The sequence below is a fragment of the Myroides albus genome, assembly GCF_024722315.1.
GTDB classification, from domain to species: domain Bacteria; phylum Bacteroidota; class Bacteroidia; order Flavobacteriales; family Flavobacteriaceae; genus Flavobacterium; species Flavobacterium album_A.
This window is the reverse complement of the sequence record NZ_CP102754.1, coordinates 2,774,953-2,796,932: the sequence shown is the minus strand read 5'-3', so window position 1 is coordinate 2,796,932 and position 21,980 is coordinate 2,774,953. Positions and strand designations below refer to the sequence as shown.

At 36.3% G+C, this 21,980-nt stretch carries 17 protein-coding genes; 6 read left to right on the top strand and 11 right to left on the bottom strand.

The window, feature by feature from the left end:
- Nucleotides 1-23 precede the first annotated feature (23 nt).
- From NWE55_RS12635 to NWE55_RS12625, 3 genes are all read right to left on the bottom strand, one after another.
- On the bottom strand, nucleotides 24-3,176 hold the full coding sequence (locus tag NWE55_RS12635; RefSeq protein WP_258204138.1) for an efflux RND transporter permease subunit: 3,153 nt from the start codon (nucleotides 3,174-3,176) through the stop codon (nucleotides 24-26).
- 17 nt (nucleotides 3,177-3,193) lie between these two features.
- Entirely contained in the window at nucleotides 3,194-4,315 is a 1,122-nt protein-coding gene (locus tag NWE55_RS12630; protein ID WP_258204137.1) for an efflux RND transporter periplasmic adaptor subunit, read from the bottom strand.
- A gap of 515 nt (nucleotides 4,316-4,830) precedes the next feature.
- Nucleotides 4,831-5,694 (bottom strand): helix-turn-helix domain-containing protein, encoded by an 864-nt coding sequence (locus NWE55_RS12625; RefSeq protein WP_155091270.1) that lies wholly within the window; start codon nucleotides 5,692-5,694, stop codon nucleotides 4,831-4,833.
- Nucleotides 5,695-5,865: 171 nt separating this feature from the next.
- On the opposite strand from NWE55_RS12625, the gene NWE55_RS12620 reads away from it, so the two are divergent.
- The 6 genes from NWE55_RS12620 (at nucleotide 5,866) to purL (ending at nucleotide 14,956) form a co-directional block, all read left to right on the top strand.
- Nucleotides 5,866-6,705: an NAD(P)-dependent oxidoreductase gene (locus tag NWE55_RS12620; RefSeq protein ID WP_258204136.1), complete on the top strand. Its 840-nt coding sequence runs from the start codon at nucleotides 5,866-5,868 to the stop codon at nucleotides 6,703-6,705.
- 31 nt (nucleotides 6,706-6,736) lie between these two features.
- A complete protein-coding gene (locus NWE55_RS12615) occupies nucleotides 6,737-7,552 on the top strand; it encodes a 2,3,4,5-tetrahydropyridine-2,6-dicarboxylate N-succinyltransferase (RefSeq protein WP_258204135.1) in 816 nt (271 codons plus the stop codon).
- Between the two features lie 75 nt (nucleotides 7,553-7,627).
- Nucleotides 7,628-9,490 carry an LTA synthase family protein gene (locus NWE55_RS12610; RefSeq protein ID WP_258204134.1) on the top strand — a complete coding sequence of 621 codons (1,863 nt, stop codon included), beginning with the start codon at nucleotides 7,628-7,630 and terminating at the stop codon, nucleotides 9,488-9,490.
- A gap of 51 nt (nucleotides 9,491-9,541) precedes the next feature.
- Complete coding sequence (locus tag NWE55_RS12605) at nucleotides 9,542-10,291, top strand: glycosyltransferase family 2 protein (protein ID WP_258204133.1); 750 nt, start codon at nucleotides 9,542-9,544, stop codon at nucleotides 10,289-10,291.
- Between the two features lie 56 nt (nucleotides 10,292-10,347).
- Nucleotides 10,348-11,112, top strand: a complete 765-nt coding sequence (locus NWE55_RS12600) for a glycosyltransferase family 2 protein (RefSeq protein WP_155091265.1) — start codon at nucleotides 10,348-10,350, stop codon at nucleotides 11,110-11,112.
- A 172-nt stretch (nucleotides 11,113-11,284) separates the two neighbouring features.
- Nucleotides 11,285-14,956 carry a phosphoribosylformylglycinamidine synthase gene (gene purL / locus NWE55_RS12595; protein ID WP_258204132.1) on the top strand — a complete coding sequence of 1,224 codons (3,672 nt, stop codon included), beginning with the start codon at nucleotides 11,285-11,287 and terminating at the stop codon, nucleotides 14,954-14,956.
- A 93-nt stretch (nucleotides 14,957-15,049) separates the two neighbouring features.
- Here the strand turns inward: purL and hisIE are convergent, their stop codons facing one another.
- The 8 genes from hisIE to hisG are packed head-to-tail and all read right to left on the bottom strand — an operon-like array spanning nucleotide 15,050 to nucleotide 21,955.
- Nucleotides 15,050-15,646 carry a bifunctional phosphoribosyl-AMP cyclohydrolase/phosphoribosyl-ATP diphosphatase HisIE gene (gene hisIE, locus NWE55_RS12590; RefSeq protein ID WP_155091263.1) on the bottom strand — a complete coding sequence of 199 codons (597 nt, stop codon included), beginning with the start codon at nucleotides 15,644-15,646 and terminating at the stop codon, nucleotides 15,050-15,052.
- Nucleotides 15,643-16,395 (bottom strand): imidazole glycerol phosphate synthase subunit HisF, encoded by a 753-nt coding sequence (gene hisF / locus NWE55_RS12585; RefSeq protein ID WP_258204131.1) that lies wholly within the window; start codon nucleotides 16,393-16,395, stop codon nucleotides 15,643-15,645. The genes hisIE and hisF overlap by 4 nt, the downstream gene beginning before the upstream one ends.
- Nucleotides 16,389-17,102 (bottom strand): 1-(5-phosphoribosyl)-5-[(5-phosphoribosylamino)methylideneamino]imidazole-4-carboxamide isomerase, encoded by a 714-nt coding sequence (gene hisA, locus NWE55_RS12580; protein WP_155091261.1) that lies wholly within the window; start codon nucleotides 17,100-17,102, stop codon nucleotides 16,389-16,391. Before hisA ends, hisF begins: the two co-directional genes overlap by 7 nt.
- The gene (gene hisH, locus NWE55_RS12575) at nucleotides 17,099-17,677 is read right to left on the bottom strand and encodes an imidazole glycerol phosphate synthase subunit HisH (RefSeq protein WP_155091260.1); all 579 of its coding nucleotides are present in this window, start codon (nucleotides 17,675-17,677) and stop codon (nucleotides 17,099-17,101) included. The genes hisA and hisH overlap by 4 nt, the downstream gene beginning before the upstream one ends.
- Entirely contained in the window at nucleotides 17,674-18,765 is a 1,092-nt protein-coding gene (hisB, locus tag NWE55_RS12570; RefSeq protein WP_258204130.1) for a bifunctional histidinol-phosphatase/imidazoleglycerol-phosphate dehydratase HisB, read from the bottom strand. The genes hisH and hisB overlap by 4 nt, the downstream gene beginning before the upstream one ends.
- Nucleotides 18,737-19,804, bottom strand: coding sequence for a histidinol-phosphate transaminase (hisC, locus tag NWE55_RS12565; RefSeq protein WP_155091259.1), 1,068 nt, complete (start codon nucleotides 19,802-19,804; stop codon nucleotides 18,737-18,739). The genes hisB and hisC overlap by 29 nt, the downstream gene beginning before the upstream one ends.
- Nucleotides 19,797-21,086 (bottom strand): histidinol dehydrogenase, encoded by a 1,290-nt coding sequence (gene hisD / locus NWE55_RS12560; protein ID WP_160339229.1) that lies wholly within the window; start codon nucleotides 21,084-21,086, stop codon nucleotides 19,797-19,799. Before hisD ends, hisC begins: the two co-directional genes overlap by 8 nt.
- Nucleotides 21,087-21,097: 11 nt before the next feature.
- Nucleotides 21,098-21,955 carry an ATP phosphoribosyltransferase gene (gene hisG, locus NWE55_RS12555; RefSeq protein ID WP_258204727.1) on the bottom strand — a complete coding sequence of 286 codons (858 nt, stop codon included), beginning with the start codon at nucleotides 21,953-21,955 and terminating at the stop codon, nucleotides 21,098-21,100.
- Nucleotides 21,956-21,980 lie beyond the last annotated feature (25 nt).

Below are 21,980 nucleotides of genomic sequence, written 5' to 3'. Positions count from 1 at the left end.
TACCTCCCACCCTTTTTATATAACTAATTAGCCTCCTCCATAGCAGTATCTGCCAGCGTTTCAGGAGCTCCTGAAATTTTTTCTTGAAGGGATTGGAACACAATAAAAAGAGCTGGTATTACCATTACCCCCACTAAAGTACCAATCAACATTCCTCCTACGGCAGCAGTACCAATTGATTTGTTGCTCAATGCTCCGGCACCAGTAGCCAACATAAGTGGTAATAAACCAAATATAAAAGCAAAGGAAGTCATCAAAATTGGGCGCAGACGCAAACGCGCTCCTTCTATTGCTGCATCGGCAATTCGCTGTCCTTGCAGACGTCTTTGCAGTGCAAATTCAATAATAAGAATAGCATTTTTGGCCAATAATCCGATTAACATAATCAAACTAATCTGCAAGAAAATATTGTTCTCTATTCCAAATAACTTGGCAAACAAAAAGGCTCCTGCAAGCCCAATTGGCAATGAAAATAATACTGCTAATGGCAAAATATAACTCTTGAACTGCGCACTAAGTAAGAAGTAAACAAATACAATGGACAATATGAAAATAACTATGGTTTGGTTTCCACTTGTACTTTCTTCTCTTGACAAACCAGAATACTCGAATCCGTATCCTTTTGGCAAAGTCTGAGCAGCTACCTCTTCAATTGCGTTAATTGCATCTCCCGAACTGTATCCTGCATTAGGACTACCATTTACAAAAGCTGAATTAAACAAATTAAAGCGAGTTAAGAACTCTGGGCTATATACTTTCTGCAAATCGATAAAGGCAGTGATAGGTGTCATAACACCTTGACTATTTTTCACATACAATCTATCTATTGCTTCTTTATTTTCTCTAAAGTTAGGATCAGCTTGAATCATCACTTTATACTGTTTTCCGAATCGGTTAAAATTCGTAGCATAAATACCTCCTAAATACCCTTGTAATGTCGTCAAAACTTCTGTTACAGTTACTCCTGCTTCTTTCGCTTTTGCAACGTTTACAGATACTTCATACTGAGGAAAATTAGTATTAAATGAAGAAGTGGCATACATAATTTCAGCACGTTGATTCAAGGCTCCTAAAAAGCCACCTATCACCTGTTCAAATTCTTTATAATCTCCACCGGTTTTATCTTGAAGTTGAATTTCGAATCCCGAACTATTACCAAATCCTTGTAAGGTAGGTGCGGCAAAGAAAACGATATTAGCATCTTTGATATGTGCTGTTTTGGCAAATAACTGTCCTACTACACTGTGAATATCTTGCCCTTTTTCCTTGCGTTCACTCCAGTGTTTTAATTTGATAAACTCAACAGCATACGAACTACCATTTCCACTAAAAAAGTCCATACCTGCCAAACGAGAAGTAAACTTAACCTCTGGGATACTCATAGCAATACTGTCAATCTGATTGGAAATGCGCTCTGTTTCTTCTAAAGAAGTAGACGGAGCTAAGATAATATTACCATATATTGAAGCACTGTCTTCATTAGGAACAAATCCCGTTTGAGTTGTTTTGGTTAAATACATAAATACACCCGCAAAAACAACTACTGTAGTTAAGGCAAGCCACAAGCGCTTGTTTAAAAACTTCAAAACACCAACATAGCGATCAGTCATTCGATCAAAACTGCTGTTGAAAGCTGTTTTCAGCCTATTAACCACTCCTCTTTTTTCTTGATGTATACCAGATTCTGGCTTTAACATAATCGCACATAATGCTGGACTCAAAGTCAAGGCATTAATAGCTGAGATTAAAATAGCAACTGCTAAGGTGATACCAAACTCCTTGTAAAATACTCCAACAGATCCTTCAATAAAAGTTACGGGTACGAATACTGCTGACATAACTAAGGTAATCGAGATAATCGCAGTAGTTAACTCATCCATTGCACTGATTGTTGCCTTTTTAGCACTTTCAGCACCTTCATATAACTTGGCGTGTACCGCCTCTACAACGATAATGGCATCATCCACTACAATCCCAATGGAGAGTACAAGGGCAAACAAAGTCAATAGGTTAATGGTAAATCCGAACAAATTCAAGAAGAAGAATGTTCCAATTATCGCTACAGGTACTGCAATAGCAGGAATAAGTGTAGAGCGCCAATCTTGTAAGAATACCAATACAACAATAAACACCAAAACAAAGGCTTCAATCAATGTTGATATTAATTTGTCAATCGAAGCTAATAAAAAGTCATTTGAGTTTGCATAAACAGCAAATTTAGCACCTGCTGGCAGGTCTTTTTCAGCCTCTTGCAAGACTTGTTCGCATTGCTTAATAATATCATAAGCATTCGAACCCGCTGTTTGGTTTACTGCTACATAGGTACCGTGTTCTCCATAGGCAGTCATCGTCATTGCATACGAATAAGCCCCCAAGTCAATCTCGGCAACATCTCTTAAATACAATACCTTACCATTGCCTAAAGATCGAATAACAATATCTCCAAATTCTTCTGGAGTTTCTAATCGTCCTGTGTATTTCAGCGCATATTGGAAACTCTGTTGACTATTCTCCCCTACCTTACCAGGAGCGGCTTCCACATTTTGCTCGTGCAAAGCATTTATAATATCTGTTGGAGTCAAACTATACGATGCCATGACATTTGGCTTCAACCAAATACGCATACTGTACTCTCTTCCTCCATATATCGCAGCATCTCCTACACCATTGATACGCTTTATCTTTGGCAATAAGTTAATGCGTGTATAATTCTCTAAAAACGCCTGATCAAACTGTCCATCTTCACTATAGAAAAGGAAACTAAAGATCTCACTTGCCAATCGCTTGGTAGTGGTAACCCCTTGTTTGACAACTTCTTCTGGAAGTTGACTCATAGCCTGACTTACGCGGTTTTGAACGTTAACGGCAGCCATATCTGGATCTGCCCCTTGATTAAATGTAATTGTTATAACAGCAGAACCATCATTACTCGCTTTTGAGTTGATGTAAGCCATATCTTCTACTCCGTTAATCTGCTCCTCTAATGGTGTGATTACACTCTTCATCACAGCTTCTGCATTAGCACCTTGATAATTTGCAGTAACCTGTACCGTAGGTGGAGCAATCTCAGGATATTGTGTCATCGGTAAAGATGACAGTCCTAACACCCCGAGTATCACAATAATAATTGATATTACTGTTGATAATACGGGATTCTCTATAAATCTTCTCAACATAATTATATCCCCTTACTTTATAGTTTAATTTGAGTACCATCACTTAGGCCACCAATATCTTCACTGACAATTTTATCTCCTTGTTTTAATCCATCTTCTACAATGAAAAATTGACTTGAAGGTACTTTATCCATAATCTTGATTTCAGTACTTTTTACAATTCCATCAGCTCCTACGACATAGACAAATCGCTTTCCTTGTACGTCATAAGTAGCTTTTTGAGGTACTAATATTGCCTCTTGTATATCTTCGTATACGCGAAGAGTAGCACTATTACCACTTCTCAATAATGCTTTTGGATTTGAAAATACTGCTCTAAAATTAATACTCCCTGTTAGTGGATCAATTTGCCCGCTTACTGTATTAATCTTTCCTTTGTATCCATATTCCCCTCCATTAGCTAAAATCAAACTCACCTCTGGAAGCGATGCAATACGCTCAGATAATGACTTGTCTTGTGCTTTCTGCATAAAATCAAAAAACTGTTTTTCGTTCATTGAGAAATAAGCATTCACAGAAGTAATATCAGAAATAGTGGTCAACGCTTGAGCAGAAGCACTACTTACTAATGCACCAACTTTATATGGAATAAGTCCAATAACTCCATCAAATGGCGCTACAATTTGTGTATATCCAACATTAGCTTTTGCATTGCTTAGATTTGCTTTAGCTTGTGCAAGTTGAGCCTCCTTGCTTCTCAAAGCATACTGGGCAGATTCTAATTCGTAATTACTGATAATTCCCTCTTGAACAAGTGGTTTAGCTTTGGCTACTTGCATTATAGCATCATTCAATTCAGCTTCAGCTCTTTTTACATTGGCAATAGCACTTGCATTTTCCTCTTGAAATTGAGGGGCATAAATCGTAAACAATACTTGCCCTTTGCGAACAGACTGTCCTTCATCAACCAGTATAGACTCAATAAATCCATCTATTTTTGGTCGTAATTCCACATCTTTTACCCCTTGTAAGACTACTGGGTAATCGCTGTATATATTTGCTTTCTCTTTTTGTATTGAAAGCATTGGATAAGCCTCAACTTGGCCTGTATATCCGTGTCCTCCATCTTGGTTTTTATCTTGACAAGCCCCTGTAAAGGCTAAAATGGATAAGGTCAAAAATGCTGTTGTTTTGTTCATTTTTTAATCGTTATTAATGATGACTAAAAAGCTTAGAAGTAAATCTTCTATTTTTATCAATGGCAAAATTATCTGTTCAAAGGGTAGGTATAAAGGGCTAAAAAGCAGTTTTTTTAGTCAAAAGGTAAGATTCCCATCAATAAACCAAGTACCAAACAAATAGTTATGAAGTATAGCAACATTCCTTAAACAGCCTGTTACAAATCACAATCCTAAAAAATAGTTTTATTACATTCTAAAAACTCTTTGGCAAAATTCCTTGTATTGTGAACTACAAACAATTAATAAAGTTCGGTATAATTGTACAAAAACACGGATTAAGTACTTTTAAGTATATTTTAATATTTAGATTAAAATGAGCCTAAAAAACCAATAAATCACTGTAAACAAATTACTTGAGAAGGAAAAACATCCTTACAAACCAAAAAGAGAGTGTCTTATAAAAAAGACAAGTAGGCCAATTGAAGGTTAAAAAACACTTGATATTGGTAAAGAAAATTCAATCAAAAAGACAATCATAGATTCTCTCGATAGTTACTTGGGCTAATTCCCGCGTATTTTTTAAAGTATTTACCAAAAGTACTTTGGTCAGGAAAGTTTAATACCTCAGCAATAGTTCCCACTGATATCGTATGATCTTGCAGCAAAACTTTTGCTTCTAACACTACTTGAGATTGTATCCATTCACTGGCAGTCATTCCTGTTTCTGTAGAAATAACATGACTGAGATATTTGGGGTGTACATGTAGATACTCGGCATAAAACTGAACACTTCGTTGTTGTTTGCAATGCTTAGCTACAGCCTCTCGAAAACGCAAATCTAAAGAGTGAAGTGCTTTAGTTTGGTTACCGTATTTTTCATACATATACGCCACCTCATTAATCATGCTGTAGATTGCACCACGTACAACTTCAATGTGAAATGGATTGTCAGAGTTCACACGACTATCTATGACTTTAAACAAAGTCAGAAAATTAGTAAACTCAACTTCGTTTAATTGAGTCACACAACCACCTAAACTCGACAAATCAGAAAAAGAATTCAACACATTATTCTCAATAAGCTTGCTCTGCATAAAGTCTTCAGAGAACAAAATAGTACGCATTTCATAAGTGCGCTTGGTTTTGTCCCAACGTTTAATCGAAGTGGTATCTGCAAAGATAATAGCTGGAGCTTGGATGTGATAACGCGTTAAATCAATATAGAAAGTAATCTCTCCTTGTTCTAATAGACCAATTCCATAATAATTAGATCGATAAGGTTCCCCTGGATAATAGTCCAAGTTAATAGTAGGCATATAAATAAACTCACCTTTAGCCTCCAGTTCTTTAAAACCTGCTTTTAGTCTATCGAGTGTCTCCCATTTAATGTCCTTCATACTTTTGGTTGTATATCCTTGTAAGCAAATATATTTTATTTTGACAATAACTACAATAACCCACGACTTGATTCACTTGTAGAATATAGCGCTTGTTTAACTCAAACACGATAAAAATGAACATTATTAATTATATTTGCTTTTCGAACAAAATCACAGACAGGATAGACTATGAAGACAATTGGATGGATAGGACTTGGAAATATGGGAAACCCAATGGCAGAAAACCTTTTAAAGGCTGGATATAAGCTTAATATATACCAACGCATCCCTAATAAAGTATCCCCATTAGTGGCCAAAGGAGCTGTTGCTATTCAAGAATTAACTGCTTTCATTAAAGCATCTGATATAGTCTTCTTAACCTTGCCTAACGATGCAATTGTAGAAGATACATTCAACCAAATTCTCACACATGAGATAACGGGAAAGACTTTTGTCAATAGCAGTACTATATCACCTGTCTTAGCTAAAAAACTATATCAACAAATACAAGAAAAAAAGGCTCATTATCTAGATGCTCCTGTATCAGGAAGTGTAAAGCCTGCTGTAGATGGTACACTACTATTCTTAATAGGTGGAGACAAAACGATTTACGAACGCACTATACCATACTTCGAGGTTATGGGAAAAAGTCATTACTACTTAGGAGAATCTGGTAGTGGTAGCAAAGCTAAATTAGCCATTAACTACTATATGTCTGTAATAGTACAAGGGCTAGCTGAGACTGTGCTATTCGCTGAACAAAATGGAATAAATAGAGAGATGATGACTGCTATTGTAAATGATAGTGCATGCGGTTCTGGTATGAGTAAGATAAAGACCTCCGCCATACTAAGCGATAACTATCCTGCTGCATTTCCACTAAAATTTATGCTGAAGGACATTCGCTTAGCACAAGAGGCAGGATGGGATACTGCTCTGACACAGGCTGCAGAACAAGCGTATGCAAAGGCCAGTGAACAAGGATTAGCAGAACAAGACTTAATGGCGGTAATCAAAGCCATTTTATAATTATATATTAACAAACCTCAATCTAATACAGATGACGCACTTACAAGAAGTAATCGAAAAAGCGTGGGAAGACCGCTCACTTTTACAAGATCAAAACACTCAAAATACTATCCGTGAAGTTATAGAGCTGATTGACAGTGGTAAATTGCGTGTAGCTGAACCTAAGGGAACAGAATGGCAAATCAATGAATGGGTAAAAAAGGCAGTGGTACTATACTTCCCTATCCAAAAGATGGAAACTTTAGAAGCTGGTATCTTTGAATATCACGACAAAATGCCTCTGAAGAAGAATTATGCTGAAAAGGGAATCAGAGTAGTGCCTAATGCTGTGGCTCGTCATGGAGCATATATCTCTGCTGGGGTGATATTAATGCCATCATATGTGAATATAGGTGCTTATGTAGATCAGGGGACGATGGTAGACACATGGGCTACAGTAGGATCGTGTGCTCAAATTGGAAAGAACGTACACTTATCAGGTGGTGTAGGTATCGGAGGAGTACTAGAACCTTTGCAGGCAGCTCCTGTTATTATAGAGGACAATGCATTTATCGGATCGCGTTGTATCGTAGTAGAAGGTGTTCGAGTAGGAAAAGAGGCTGTATTAGGTGCTAATGTGGTACTGACAGCGTCTACTAAAATTATAGATGTAACAGGAGATACTCCTGTGGAAATAAAAGGATATGTACCAGAGCGCTCTGTAGTGATACCAGGTTCGTATACAAAGAAATTCCCTGCTGGTGAATATCAAGTGCCGTGTGCTTTAATAATTGGAACACGCAAAGCATCAACGGATTTAAAGACATCGTTAAACGATGCCTTAAGAGAATATAATGTAGCTGTATAATCATGTTACATCTGTTAAAACAGAGTACTTACGGGTACTCTGTTTTAATTTATTACAAATTATTAATCAAATATCATGAGTAAACTTCTTTCTCAAAATTGTATTTTATTTTTCAAAAGATTTGCTTTAATCTTTATCTTCTATCAAGTATGTAGAATAGGGTTCTATTTCTATAACAGTCACTTGTTAGATCCATGGGATTGGAAAGTATTTATAGGTGGATTGCGATTTGACCTTGCTGCGCTGGGATTTTTAAATATGGCTTTTGCCCTACTTCATATCTTTCCAGGTAAATTTCAAACCAGAACAGGTTACCAACAATTCTTATTTTACAGTTTTTACTTAGTCAATATTTTCTTTCTATGCTTGAACTACGTAGATTACGAATACTTTAAATTCATTGGTCGCCGTAGCTCTTATGCCTTCATTACAGCTACTGGAATGGAGCAAGAAATACCAGGTCTACTAAAAAACTTTATTGTTGATTATTGGTGGATACCGCTATTCATGTTTTTATCTTTCTTTATTTTTTGGTTGATTTACAGAAAGATAGATTACAAAATAAAAAGAAGTTATATCAACGTAAAAGATATCATTATAGCAATATTAGTTGTAGGTATTATGCTTGTTTTAGGCCGTGGTGGTTTACAGCATAAACCCATAAGATTAGTAGATGCTTCTCAGTACGGTGGGCTAAAAAACACAGCACTTGTCTTAAACACGCCTTTCTCTGTTATCAAGACAATGGGGAAAAGTGAGGTCTTGGAAGAAGTACAATTTTTCACTGATAGCGAACTAAATAAAGTCTTTAATCCTATACAAGAATTCAAGTATGATAGCATAAATAAAAAGAATGTTGTCCTATTAATAGTGGAGAGTTTTGGTAGAGAAACCATGCACAGAGGCTTAACTCCTTTTATGGACTCTTTAGCACAAAACAGTCATTTCTTTGAAAATGCTTTTGCCAATGGTAAAGTTTCTATAGATGCTGTACCTTCAGCTATCTCAAGCATTCCAAGTTTAATGAACAGAACCTTTATATCATCGAGCTATGCACTAAACGATGTATATACACTACCCAAAATCTTAAAAGAAAATGGTTATCACACCGCTTTCTTCCATGGAGCATATAACGGAAGTCAAAACTTTGACCAATATGCAAATGTGGCGGGATTTGATGAGTATTATGGAAAGAATGAATATCAAGGTCCAGAGGCATTCGATGGTGCATGGGGAATATTCGATGAAGAGTTCTTACAGTTTTATGCAAAAAAATTAGATGAGTTTAAAAAGCCTTTTTTTACGACTTTATTTACAATTTCATCACACAACCCCTATACCATACCTGAGAAATACAAAGGGAAATTTCCAAAGGGAAATGCTGACATTCACGAATCTATTGCCTATGCAGACTACTCCTTGAAGAAATTCTTTGAAACAGCTAAAACTAAAGAGTGGTACAACAACACAATCTTTGTTATTACAGCTGATCACACTTGCTCAGAACCCAAGGAAGACCATTGGAAAACTAATGTAGGTAAGTTCAGAGTTCCAATCCTATTTTTTGCACCTGGAGACGAAAGTCTTTCAATAGAAAAAGTAGAAAAGAACTTTCAACAGATTGATATCTTGCCAAGTTTAATGGATTATCTGCAAATTAACACCAAAATAGTTACTTATGGTAAATCGTATAAATCAGAGCAAGATTTTGTTGTTAACTACTTAGACAATATATACAACTACGAAAAAGGCGATTATTACTTAGCTTTTGATGGAAAGAAAACATTGGGATTATACAATTGGAAAACAGATCCATTACTTAAGAACAATCTAATGAATACTGAATTAGAGGTTCTAAAACAAATGGAAGATTTCATCAAAGCTTACATACAATCATTTAATTTTAGAGTAAGAAATAATCAACTTACCATAGATTAAAAATTACAACATTAACACTATCTTTATACAGCTTATATACAACGAACAATTATGCCAATAACTGGATTAGTAATAACATTTAATGAGGAAAAAAACATTGGAAAGTGTTTAGATTCATTATTTCAGTACTGTGAAGAGGTAATCATCATTGATTCAAATAGCACAGATAAAACAGTCGAAATAGCAAAGAGCAAAGGAGCAAAAGTTTATTTGCAAGCATACTTAGGTGATGGTCCACAACGAACGTATGGTTTGCAATATTGTAAAAATGACTGGATAATGAACTTAGATGCTGATGAGTTCTTAGACGAGGATGCTTTAGCATTTATTCGCAAAAAAGAATATGAAAACAGCACCTTTGATGCCTATAAATTTAGAGTCAAAAATTTCTTAGGAAACAAACTTATTAATTTCTCTGGATGGTATCCCGATTCAAAAGTTCGCTTTTTTAATAAAAAAACAGCTTTTCCTTCAGATCATATGGCTCATCAATACATTATCGCTACCAATGAAAAAAGCGTTAATGTACACATCTTGCACTATGGGTGGGAATCTTACAAACAAGTAATAGACAAGAAGAATCAATATTCTACTTGGGCTGCACAACAATTATTTGAAAAAGGAAAAAAAGTCTCGGCTTTTAAACCTATTTTAAATGGAACAGTTGCTTTTGTGAGATGTTATTTCTTCAAAAAAGGCATTCTTAACGGAATTGATGGTTTTGCATTTTCCTTAATACAATCTTTCTTTTCTTTTATGAAGTATGTCAAGTTAATCAATTTACATAGAGCAATAAAATAAATCACATAAAGTTATATTAAACAGATAGCTATTTTATAAAGTAGGGACCAAATAAAATGAAAAACAAACTAACACTTCTAATTCCAACCAAAAATGAAGAAACTAAAATTAGGGACTGCATTTTATCTGCTATTGATATAGTAGAAGAGGTCTATTTAATCGATTCTTGTAGTACGGATAAAACTGTAGAGATAGCAACAGAGTTAGGAGCAAAAGTGTTAACAAGAAAATTTGATAACTACTCCGATCAAAAAAACTGGGCTATCACACAAATAGACACAGAATGGGTTTTATTATTAGATGCAGACGAACAATTAACTGCAGAATTAAGAGAAGAAATAATCGAACTCTTTAAAAACAACAAACAAAATCAATATCAAGCTTACTGGGTTTTTAGACGTAATTACTTTTTTGAAAGACCAATTAATTATTCAGGATATCAGAATGACAAAGTAGTTCGCCTTTTTAAAAAAGATAATAGTTTTTATGTAAATAAAGTTCACGAGAATTTACAAGTGGAAGGCCAAATAGGTTTTCTAAAGAATAAACTCTATCACAATACCTATAGGGGTTTTGACTTTCACGTACAGAAATTAAGTCACTATGCAACATTACAAGCAGAAGATTACAACCTAAAAACAGGCAAGCTGACCTTCTTTCACTTTATTTTAAAACCAGGATTGCGTTTTTTAAAACACTATTTTTTAAAACAAGGTTTTAGAGATGGAATACCAGGACTTATCTTGTCATTTTTAAATGGTTATGCTACCTTTTTAAGGTATGTAAAACTGTGGATGCTTCGAAATAATATTGAAAAATAATCATAGTAAAAAAGGTTTTAGGCTTGAGTCTGAAACCTTTTTTTATACAAGCTTTTTAGCTATAGTAAAAGGCAATTTTATCTTTTTAAGTCCATTGAAACATTAATTTTTAAAATCTTATTTTTTAGTCTATTTTTGTGCATTACAACAACAACTAAATATTCTTAACGCAATGATTCATTTCTTCGAAAACCCTTCGAGAAAGTTCTACACAGTACAGGTGGAGAACAACTTATCTAATGAAGATATCCAAAAGTTAAACTGGTTATTTGGCAATGCCAAGCACATCAACGAGAAAACAATCAACGCTAAATTTGTCGGTCCACGTGCTACGATGATTACTCCATGGAGTACCAATGCTGTAGAGATTACTCAAAATATGGGAATCACTGGAATTATTCGCATTGAAGAGTTCGTAAAAGCAGAAGACTGTGAAGCATTCGATCCAATGTTATCACAAGAGTTCGAAACACTACACCAAGACATCTTTGCAATCAATATTGCTCCAGAAGCAATTAACTACATTGAGGACATCGCTAAATACAACGCACAAGAAGGTTTAGCTTTAAACGATGAAGAGATTACTTACCTAAATGACTTAGCGACTAAATTGGGACGTAAACTTACAGACTCTGAGGTATTCGGATTCTCACAAGTGAACTCAGAACACTGCCGTCACAAAATATTTAACGGTACCTTCATCATCGACGGAGAAGAGCAACCTACTTCTCTTTTCAAATTAATTAGAAAAACATCTGAGACAAATCCTAATGATATTGTTTCGGCTTATAAAGATAACGTTGCTTTTGTCAAAGGACCTAAAGTAACGCAGTTTGCTCCTAAATCGGCAGACAAACCTGACTTCTATGCAGAGACTGAGTTTGACTCTGTTATTTCATTAAAAGCAGAAACGCATAACTTCCCTACTACTGTAGAACCTTTTAATGGTGCTGCTACAGGATCTGGAGGAGAGATACGCGACCGTTTAGCTGGTGGGCAAGGTTCATTGCCGTTAGCAGGTACTGCTATCTATATGACATCATACTCTCGCTTAGAAGAAAACCGTCCATGGGAACAAGCAATGGAGGAAAGAGCATGGTTATACCAAACGCCTATCGATATCTTAATCAAAGCTTCTAATGGTGCTTCTGACTTTGGTAACAAATTCGGTCAACCCTTAATCACAGGGTCTATCCTTACATTCGAGCATGAAGAAGACGCTCGTAAACTTGGATTTGACAAAGTGATTATGCAAGCTGGTGGTATTGGATACGGTAAATTAGACCAAGCTTTAAAACACAAACCAACTGAAGGTGACCAAGTGGTCATCTTAGGTGGTGAGAACTACAGAATCGGTATGGGAGGTGCGGCAGTATCTTCTGCTAATACAGGTGCTTTCGGTTCTGGAATTGAGTTAAACGCTATCCAACGTTCTAACCCAGAGATGCAAAAACGTGCTGCTAATGCTATCCGTGCGATGGTAGAGGCTGAACATAACCCTATCGTATCTATTCACGATCACGGTGCAGGTGGACACTTAAACTGTCTTTCTGAATTAGTAGAAGAAACAGGTGGAAATATCAACTTAGATGCTCTACCTGTGGGTGACCCTACGCTATCTGCTAAAGAAATTATCGGTAATGAGTCTCAAGAAAGAATGGGATTAGTAATCGGTCAAAAAGACATCGATACTTTAGCGCGAATTGCAGAAAGAGAACGCGCTCCGATGTACACTGTTGGTGAGATTACTAATGATCACCGCTTTACGATAGAATCTAAAACAAAAGGAGATAAACCAATGGACTTCGCTATCGAAGATATGTTTGGAAGCTCTCCTAAGACAATCATGGATGATCAAACAATCAACCGTGTGTATGCTGATTTAGATTACTCTGTATCAAAAGTAGAAGAATACTTAAACCAATTGTTACAATTAGAGGCTGTAGCTTCTAAAGATTGGTTGACAAATAAAGTAGACCGTTGTGTAGGAGGTCGTGTAGCAAAACAACAATGTACAGGCCCATTACAATTGCCATTAAATAACTTAGGTGCTATGGCACTTGACTATAAAGGTAAAGAAGGTATCGCAACTACTGTAGGACACGCTCCTGTAGTAGCTATCGTAGATCCTGCTGCAGGAAGTAGAAATGCTATTGCTGAGGCTTTATCTAATATCGTTTGGGCTCCTCTTAAAGAAGGAATCAAAAACGTTTCTTTATCAGCAAACTGGATGTGGGCATGTAACAATGCTGGAGAAGATGCTCGTTTATACAAAGCTGTAAAAGCGTGTTCGGACTTTGCTATCGAATTAGGAATCAATATCCCTACAGGAAAAGATTCTCTATCCATGAAGCAGAAGTATCCTAACGATGAAGTTATCGCTCCTGGTACTGTTATTATCTCTGCTGCAGCAAACTGTACAGATATTACTAAAATAGTAGAACCTACTTTAAAGAAAAATGCTGGTTCTATTTACTATATCAACTTGTCTAAAGACAACTTCAAATTGGGTGGTTCTTCTTTTGCACAAGTATTAAACAAGATTGGTCAAGAGGTTCCTACTATCACTGATGCGGCTTACTTTAAAAATGCATTCAATGCTATTCAAGAATTAGTAACTAACGAACAAATCGCTGCTGGACACGATATCGGAAGTGGTGGTTTAGTTACTTCTCTTTTAGAAATGACGTTTGCAGATGTGAACTTAGGTGCTAAATATGACTTGACTGCTCTTAACGAGAAAGACACCGTAAAAGCATTGTTTAACGAAAACATCGCGCTTATCGTTCAAGCTAAAGACGACGCTACTTTAGAACAAGCATTAGCTGCTAAAGGAGTTGTAGCTGCTAAGATCGGTACGGTTACTACTGATGAGAAAGTATCATTCACTAATGGATCAGATCACTTCGCATTTAGCGTACCTGCTATTAGAGATACTTGGATGAAAACGTCTTATTTATTAGACCAAAAACAAACAAAGAATAACAAGGCCGCAGATCGCTATAACAACTATAAAGTACAACCTTTAAACTTCAGTTTCCCAACTCAGTTTGACGGAAAGAAACCTGTAGTTGACGCTTCTAAACCAAGACCTAAAGCAGCTATTATCCGCGAGAAAGGTAGTAACTCAGAAAGAGAGGTTGCTAATGCAATGTTCTTAGCTGGTTTTGATGTAAAAGACGTTCACATGACAGACCTTATCTCTGGTAGAGAAACCCTTGAAGATATCCAGTTTATCGGAGCTGTAGGTGGATTCTCTAACTCTGACGTATTAGGATCTGCAAAAGGATGGGCTGGTGCATTTATGTACAATGAGAAAGCAAATACAGCATTGAAAAACTTCTTTGCTCGTCAGGACACTTTATCTGTAGGTATCTGTAACGGGTGTCAGTTGTTTATGGAATTAGAATTAATCAATCCTGAGCACGAAGTACACGGTAAGATGCAACATAACGAATCTCAAAAACACGAGAGTATCTTTACTTCTGTAACTATTCAAGAGAACAACTCTATCATGCTTTCAACTTTAAAAGGAAGTACTTTAGGAGTATGGGTTTCTCATGGAGAAGGTAAATTCAACTTACCTGAGACAGAAGATAAATACAATATCGTAGCGAAGTATGCCTATGAGGCTTACCCTGCTAACCCTAATGGTTCTGACTTTAACACTGCTATGATGTGTGATACAACAGGACGCCACTTAGTAATGATGCCTCACATCGAGCGTTCATTATTCCAATGGCACTGGGCTAACTATCCAGAAGGAAGAAAAGATGAAGTTTCTCCTTGGATGGAAGCATTCGTTAATGCACGCGAGTGGATTGAAGCAAACAACGCTAAATAATCAAATAGCTTACATACAACAAAGCCTCCTAATGGGAGGCTTTGTTATTTGTATTACCTTGTTCTTGTTCACAGAGTATTTATAACAATACACTTATTTTGTGTGTCTTTGTTTTAATACAGCCTCTATGTCACTTAGCATAAAACCTTTTGCCTTTAAAAGGATTAAATAGTGGTACAATAAATCTGCTGCTTCATTCTTAAACAAATCATCATTGTCATCTTTAGCTTCGATAACTAACTCAACTGCTTCTTCCCCTACTTTTTGAGCTACCTTGTTTATACCTCTTTTGTAAAGTTGATTGGTATATGATGACTCTATATTATCATCTATTCGCTCACTGATGATTTGTTCTAATTGATAGACAAAGCCTTTGTCTGCCATTTCTCCAAAACAAGAAGTAGTTCCTGTATGACATGTTGCTCCTACTGCCTCTACGGATATCAAAAGGCAGTCCTGGTCACAGTCCGTCTTAATATCTTTGACCAATAAATAATTTCCTGAGGTTTCTCCTTTGGTCCAAAGCCTATTCTTAGTACGACTGTAGAACGTTACTTTTCCCTGTGTGATTGTCTGTTGGTAGGCCTTTTCATTCATATATCCTTGCATCAATACTTGCATAGAATCTTTATCCTGAATAATCACAGGTACTAACCCATTTCCTTTATTAAAATTGATATTTAATTTCATCTTACACTTATATTATTTGTTTTTAACGCCTGCTTTAACTCTGGTATACCTACTTCTGCATAGTGAAAAATACTCGCTGCTAAGGCACCTGTCGCTTGCGTCTGAGTGAATACCTGTGTGAAGTGTTCTATAGCACCTGCACCACCTGAAGCAATCACAGGAATATTCACTTCCTTGGCTACCTCAGCTGTAATATCCAGTGCAAAACCGTCTTTTGTACCGTCATTATTCATAGAAGTTAATAATATTTCGCCTGCCCCTAAGCGCTCTACTTCTCTTGCCCACTCTACAGTCTTAAGATCTGTTTTAATACGCCCGCCTGCACTGTATACCCACCACTCTCCATCTTCATATTTTGTATCTATAGCTACAACAGCGCACTGACTCCCTAGGGCTTGTGCTATTTCGCTAACTAGTTCTGGTCTTTTAATCACAGCAGAATTAACACTTACCTTATCCGCACCTGACCTAACTAATTCGATCGCCTGTTCTTTAGTGCTAATCCCTCCTCCTACTGTAAATGGTATATTTATCTGACTCGCGATCTCATTTACTAAACCAATTAATGTCTTTCTATTCTCGATTGTAGCAGTGATATCTAAAAAGACTAATTCATCTACGCCTTCCACTACATAGCGTTTTGCCAATGTTATAGGATCACCAGCTCGCTGTATATCAACGAAGTTAATCCCTTTGACCACCTGGCCATTCTGAATATCCATACAGGCTATTATTCTCTTCTTTAGCATAATTCACTCAACTCTTTTAAGGTTATCTTTCCTTCATAAATAGCTTTGCCTATGATTACTGCTTCACAACCTATCTCTTTTAGCTTGTACAATTCAGCTACAGTAGTTAATCCACCACTAGCGATCAACTTAACTTCTGTATTCGCTATAATCTCTTTATACAGCTCTATGGCAGGTCCGCTTAGCATTCCGTCTTTTTCTATATCAGTGACTATGGTATAAGACACCCCTCTCTGCTCATACGACTGGATAAACTCTAAAACGTCTGTATCGGCAGAGTCTAACCATCCTTGAGTCATAATCTTGCGTTGCTTACAATCTGCTCCCAATATTACTTTCTCACTTCCATAAGCATCTAACCACCTTAAGAATAGTTCTGGCTTAGTCGCTGCTATACTTCCTACAGTCACTTGCTTAGCACCGCTATTAAAAGCAGTAATGATATCTTCATCCTTCTTAATACCTCCACCGAAGTCTATCTGTAGATTGGTTTGAGTAGCTATCTCTTCTAATACCTTAGCATTCATTATTTGGCTCGACTTAGCACCATCTAGATCCACTACGTGTAGATACTCAATTCCTGCATCTTCAAACTGTTTTGCCACTTCCACTGCACTGGTATTATACACTTTAGAGGTGTTATAATCCCCCTTAGATAGTCGAACGCACTGCCCTGCTATTATATCTATCGCTGGTATAATTCTCATAATTCTAAAAAATTCTTTATTAATAGTTCTCCTACTTTACCCGACTTCTCAGGGTGAAACTGCACTGCATAGAAATTATCCTTTTGTAAAGCCGCCGAAAAAGGTTGTATATAGGTATTCACAGCAATAGTACTCTCACTTAATGTTGCGTAATAACTATGCACATAGTAAAAATCATCTGCCAATTGTATTCCTTTAAATAAAGGTCCTTTCACACTACTAAAGTTGTTCCATCCCATGTGAGGAACTATGTCTAAGGCAGGAAACAGCTTTACCTCATTATCAAAGATACCTAAACCTTCTACTCCTCCCTCCTCACTCGATTTACACAACAACTGCATTCCTAAACAAATTCCCAAAACAGGTTGTTGCAATCCTATAATTACTTTATCCAACCCCTTGTCTATTAAGTATCTCATCGCAGATGAAGCCTCTCCTACTCCTGGAAAAATCACCTTATCTGCACAGGTGAGCATCGCTAGATCATCTGTCACTATAGTCTTATACCCTAAGCGTTCTATTGCATTCTGTACAGACTGTACATTACCTGCATTGTATTTTATAATTGCGATCATAGTATACCTTTAGTACTAGGGATATTGTAATTTTCTGTCTTGCTCACTGCCATCTTTATTGCCTTAGCAAAGGCTTTGAATATAGACTCTATCTTGTGGTGTTCATTATCTCCCTCTACCTTAATATTTAGGTTACAACTCGCTGCATCAGAGAACGATTTAAAGAAGTGAAAGAACATCTCTGTAGGCATATCACCTACTTTTTCTCTCTTAAACTCAGCCTCCCATACTAACCATGCCCTTCCTCCAAAATCAATAGCTACCTGTGCTAAACACTCATCCATCGGAAGTAAGAATCCATATCGCTCTATCCCTTTCTTACTACCCAATGCTTTTTTAAAGGCTGTACCTAAGGCTATAGCAGTATCCTCTATCGTATGGTGCTCATCTACTTGCAAATCTCCTTTTACCTGAATCTCCAAACCGATATTACCATGTCTGTTCACCTGTTCTAACATGTGATCAAAAAAGGCTAATCCAGTATTAATCTTACATTCTTTAGCACAGTCTAAGTTTACAGATATATCAATAATCGTTTCATTGGTCTTTCTATATTCTTTCCCTATACGAGGCTGTTGTTTTAAAAACTGATAGATTTCTTCCCAGTCCATTGTAGACAGAGCAGCTCTATCATCCTTTAATTCATTGATATAAATAGCTTTACTCCCTAAGTTCTCTGCCAATTGTATATCTGTAAATCGATCTCCTAATACATACGAATTAGCCAAATCATAATCACCATATACATACTTACCTAACATTCCCAGCCCAGGTTTGCGCGTAGGTTTATTCTCATAGTCAAAAGAATCATCTACATAAATATCTGTAAATGTCACTCCCTCGTCTGCTAGTGTATCCAAAATAAAGTTCTGTACTGGCCAGAAAGTGTTTTCTGGAAATGAAGCAGTTCCTAGACCATCTTGATTACTAACTAATACAAGTATATAATCTAACTCTCGAGCAATTTTAGACAAACTAGATATTGACTTGGGTAAGAATACTAATTTTTCAAAACTATCTATCTGAAAGTCTTCAGGTTCTTTAATAATAGTTCCGTCTCTATCTATAAACAATACTTTCTTTTTCACGTTCTATAGCTTTTAATGCAGTTATTAATTGGTTGTTTTCCTGTGGTGTTCCTATCGAAATACGCAAAGTATTTTCTACTACTTTACTTCTATTTCTCACGATAATCTGTCTATCTATTAACTCTTGATACAGTTGATCAGCCTTGTCGAATTTAACTAAGAGATAATTAGCTTCTGAAGGATAGATAAACGATGTAATAGACAATGTACTTAATTCTCTAATCACTCTTTCTTTCTCACTTAAAAGTAGTGCTATTCTCTCTTTAAAGCCCTCGACATCCCTTAACGTTTCAATCGCAAGTTGCTGATTAACAACACTCAAATTATAAGGAGACTTCACTTTATTAAAATAGTAAAGCACCTCTTCATTCATCCATGCCATACCGATGCGTAGACCTGCCATTCCCCACCCTTTAGACAAGGTCTGTAAAATGATTAGATTACTATATTGTGACAATTTATCTAACCAAGAAGGTTCATTACTAAAATCAATATACGCTTCATCGATTATAACGATTCCTTTAAAGCGATTAAGCAATGTGACTATTGTTTCTTCACAGATTAGATTGCCAGTAGGGTTATTAGGCGAACAGATAAACATCAACTTCACAGTATCATCGTTTAGATAAGGCTCTACCATTGCTTGTTCGATCTGAAATATCTCATCTAGAGGAAGTGTAATTAGCTCTACAGCATTGATATTAGCATACACTTCATACATTCCATAGGTTGGTGTAAATACAATAGCTTTATCCTTATTGGGCTCACAGAATATACGATAGGCTAAGTCAATAGCTTCATCACTTCCATTACCTAAAAACAATTGGTCAGCACTACCTCCTTTTACCTTACTAATCACTTGTTTTAACTCAAGTTGATAAGGATCAGGATAGCGGTTCACTTTACCATAAGGATTCTCATTCGCATCTAAGAATACCTCCTTATCTCCTTTATACTCATCTCTTGCACTGGTATAAGGAGATAAGATCTTAATATTAGGGCGTACTAATTCGTTTATATTTATTTTACTATTACTCATTACTTAGTTTTTTAAGGCGAATACTAACAGCGTTTTTGTGAGCGATTAACTCCTCTGCTTCTGCCATTACTTCTATTGTTTTACCTATATTTTTCAGCCCTTGTTTTGTTAACTTTTGAAAAGTAATCTTCTTTACAAAACTATCTACAGATACCCCGCTATAGCTCTTGGCATATCCATTAGTAGGTAAGGTATGATTCGTTCCGCTAGCATAGTCCCCTGCACTCTCACATGAGTAAGCGCCTAAGAATACTGAACCTGCATTGATCACTAAGTCTATATACTTCTCGGCATTCTCTATATTCAAGATTAAGTGTTCAGGTGCATAAGCATTGCTAAAAGCAATACATTCTTCTATAGTCGATAATTCTATCATCAAGCTATTGTTCAATGTCTGTATGGCTAAGTCCTTTCGAGGTAATTCTTCTAATTGTTTTTCTAAAGCCTCTGTTACTTCACTTAACTTTTGTTTCGTTGTCGTTACCAAGACTACTTGACTATCTGTCCCGTGTTCTGCCTGTGACAACAAATCTGCAGCTATATAATCTGCATCTGCCACCTCATCAGCGATAACTAAAACTTCACTAGGCCCCGCTGGCATATCAATAGCTACACCTTCTGCCTGTACTAGCTCCTTAGCCTTAGTCACATACTGATTACCAGGCCCGAATATCTTATAAACTTGAGGAACAGTCTCTGTACCGTAGGCCATAGCAGCAATAGCCTGAGCTCCTCCTATTTTAAAAATTGTATCTATTCCTAAATATTGAGCAGCATAAAGTACTACTTCATTTACCTTGCCTTGTTTGTTACACGGTGTACACAATATCAACTCTTTACAACCTGCTAACTGAGCTGGAATAGTTAACATTAATAAAGTAGAGAATAGAGGAGCTGTTCCCCCTGGTATATAAAGTCCTACCTTTTCTATTCCCACACTCTTTCTCCAACAGTTAACCCCTTCTGTTGTTTCTACTTTTTCCTCTTGTATGATCTGAGATTGGTGAAACTTTTTGATATTAGATGCAGCTATCTTTATAGCTTCTTTTATTTCCTGACTGACTGAAGTAGTGGCTTCTTCAATTTCTTGTTTGCTTACTCTGAAGTTTTTCAGTTGTACTCCATCGAATAATGAGGTGTAATTCTCAACAGCTACATCCCCTCTATCTCTAACTTGTTTTAGTACAGTACTAATACTCTCATTTAAACTTTCTGTAGTAATAATAGGACGTTTGATCAATCCTATCCATTCCTCTTTTGTTGGTTTGTATATTGTAATCATAACTTCTTAGTTTAGTAAATCATTTTTTCTATTGGAGCTACTAAAATTCCCTCTGCTCCTAAGTTTTTTAACTCATCGATAATATCCCAAAACTGATCTTCTTGGATGACAGAGTGTAAACTACTCCATCCTTCATCAGCTAATGGAAGAATAGTAGGACTCTTCATACCTGGTAATATTGAAATGATTTGTTCCAACTTATCGTTAGGCGCATTCAATAAGATATACTTGCGTTCTTTTGCATTTAAAACGGACTTAATTCTAAACAAGAGTTTATCTAACAGCGCCTGTTTCTCAATACTTAAAGCTTTATTACTAATTAGTATTGCCTGACTATCCAGTACCTTATCTACTTCTTTAAGCCCATTAGACATTAACGTAGATCCACTACTCACGATATCACACACACCGCTAGCCAATCCAATACTAGGTGCAATCTCAACACTACCAGAAATAAACTCTATAGTAGCACTTACTCCTTGCTCTTTCAAATACTTCTCTAAAATGAATGGATATGAAGTAGCTATCTTTTTTCCTTCGAAGTATGTTATCCCAGGATAATCTACTTCTTTTGAAACAGCTAAACTTAAACGACAACTTCCGAAGCCTAAGTATTCTAAAACATTCACAGAAAGATTAGCTTCAATGAAAACATTCTCTCCCACGATACCGATATCAGCTACTTGCTGTTCTACGTATTTGGTTACATCATCATCTCGCAAGAACAATACTTCAATAGGAAAGTTTTTACTTTCGGCAATTAGTTTACCTCCACCATTGGGAAACTTAATACCACACTCTTTTAATAATTCTAGGGATTTCTCACTAAGACGTCCACTTTTTTGGATTGCAATTTTTAATTTACTCATCATATTTTAGATTATAATGTTTGAG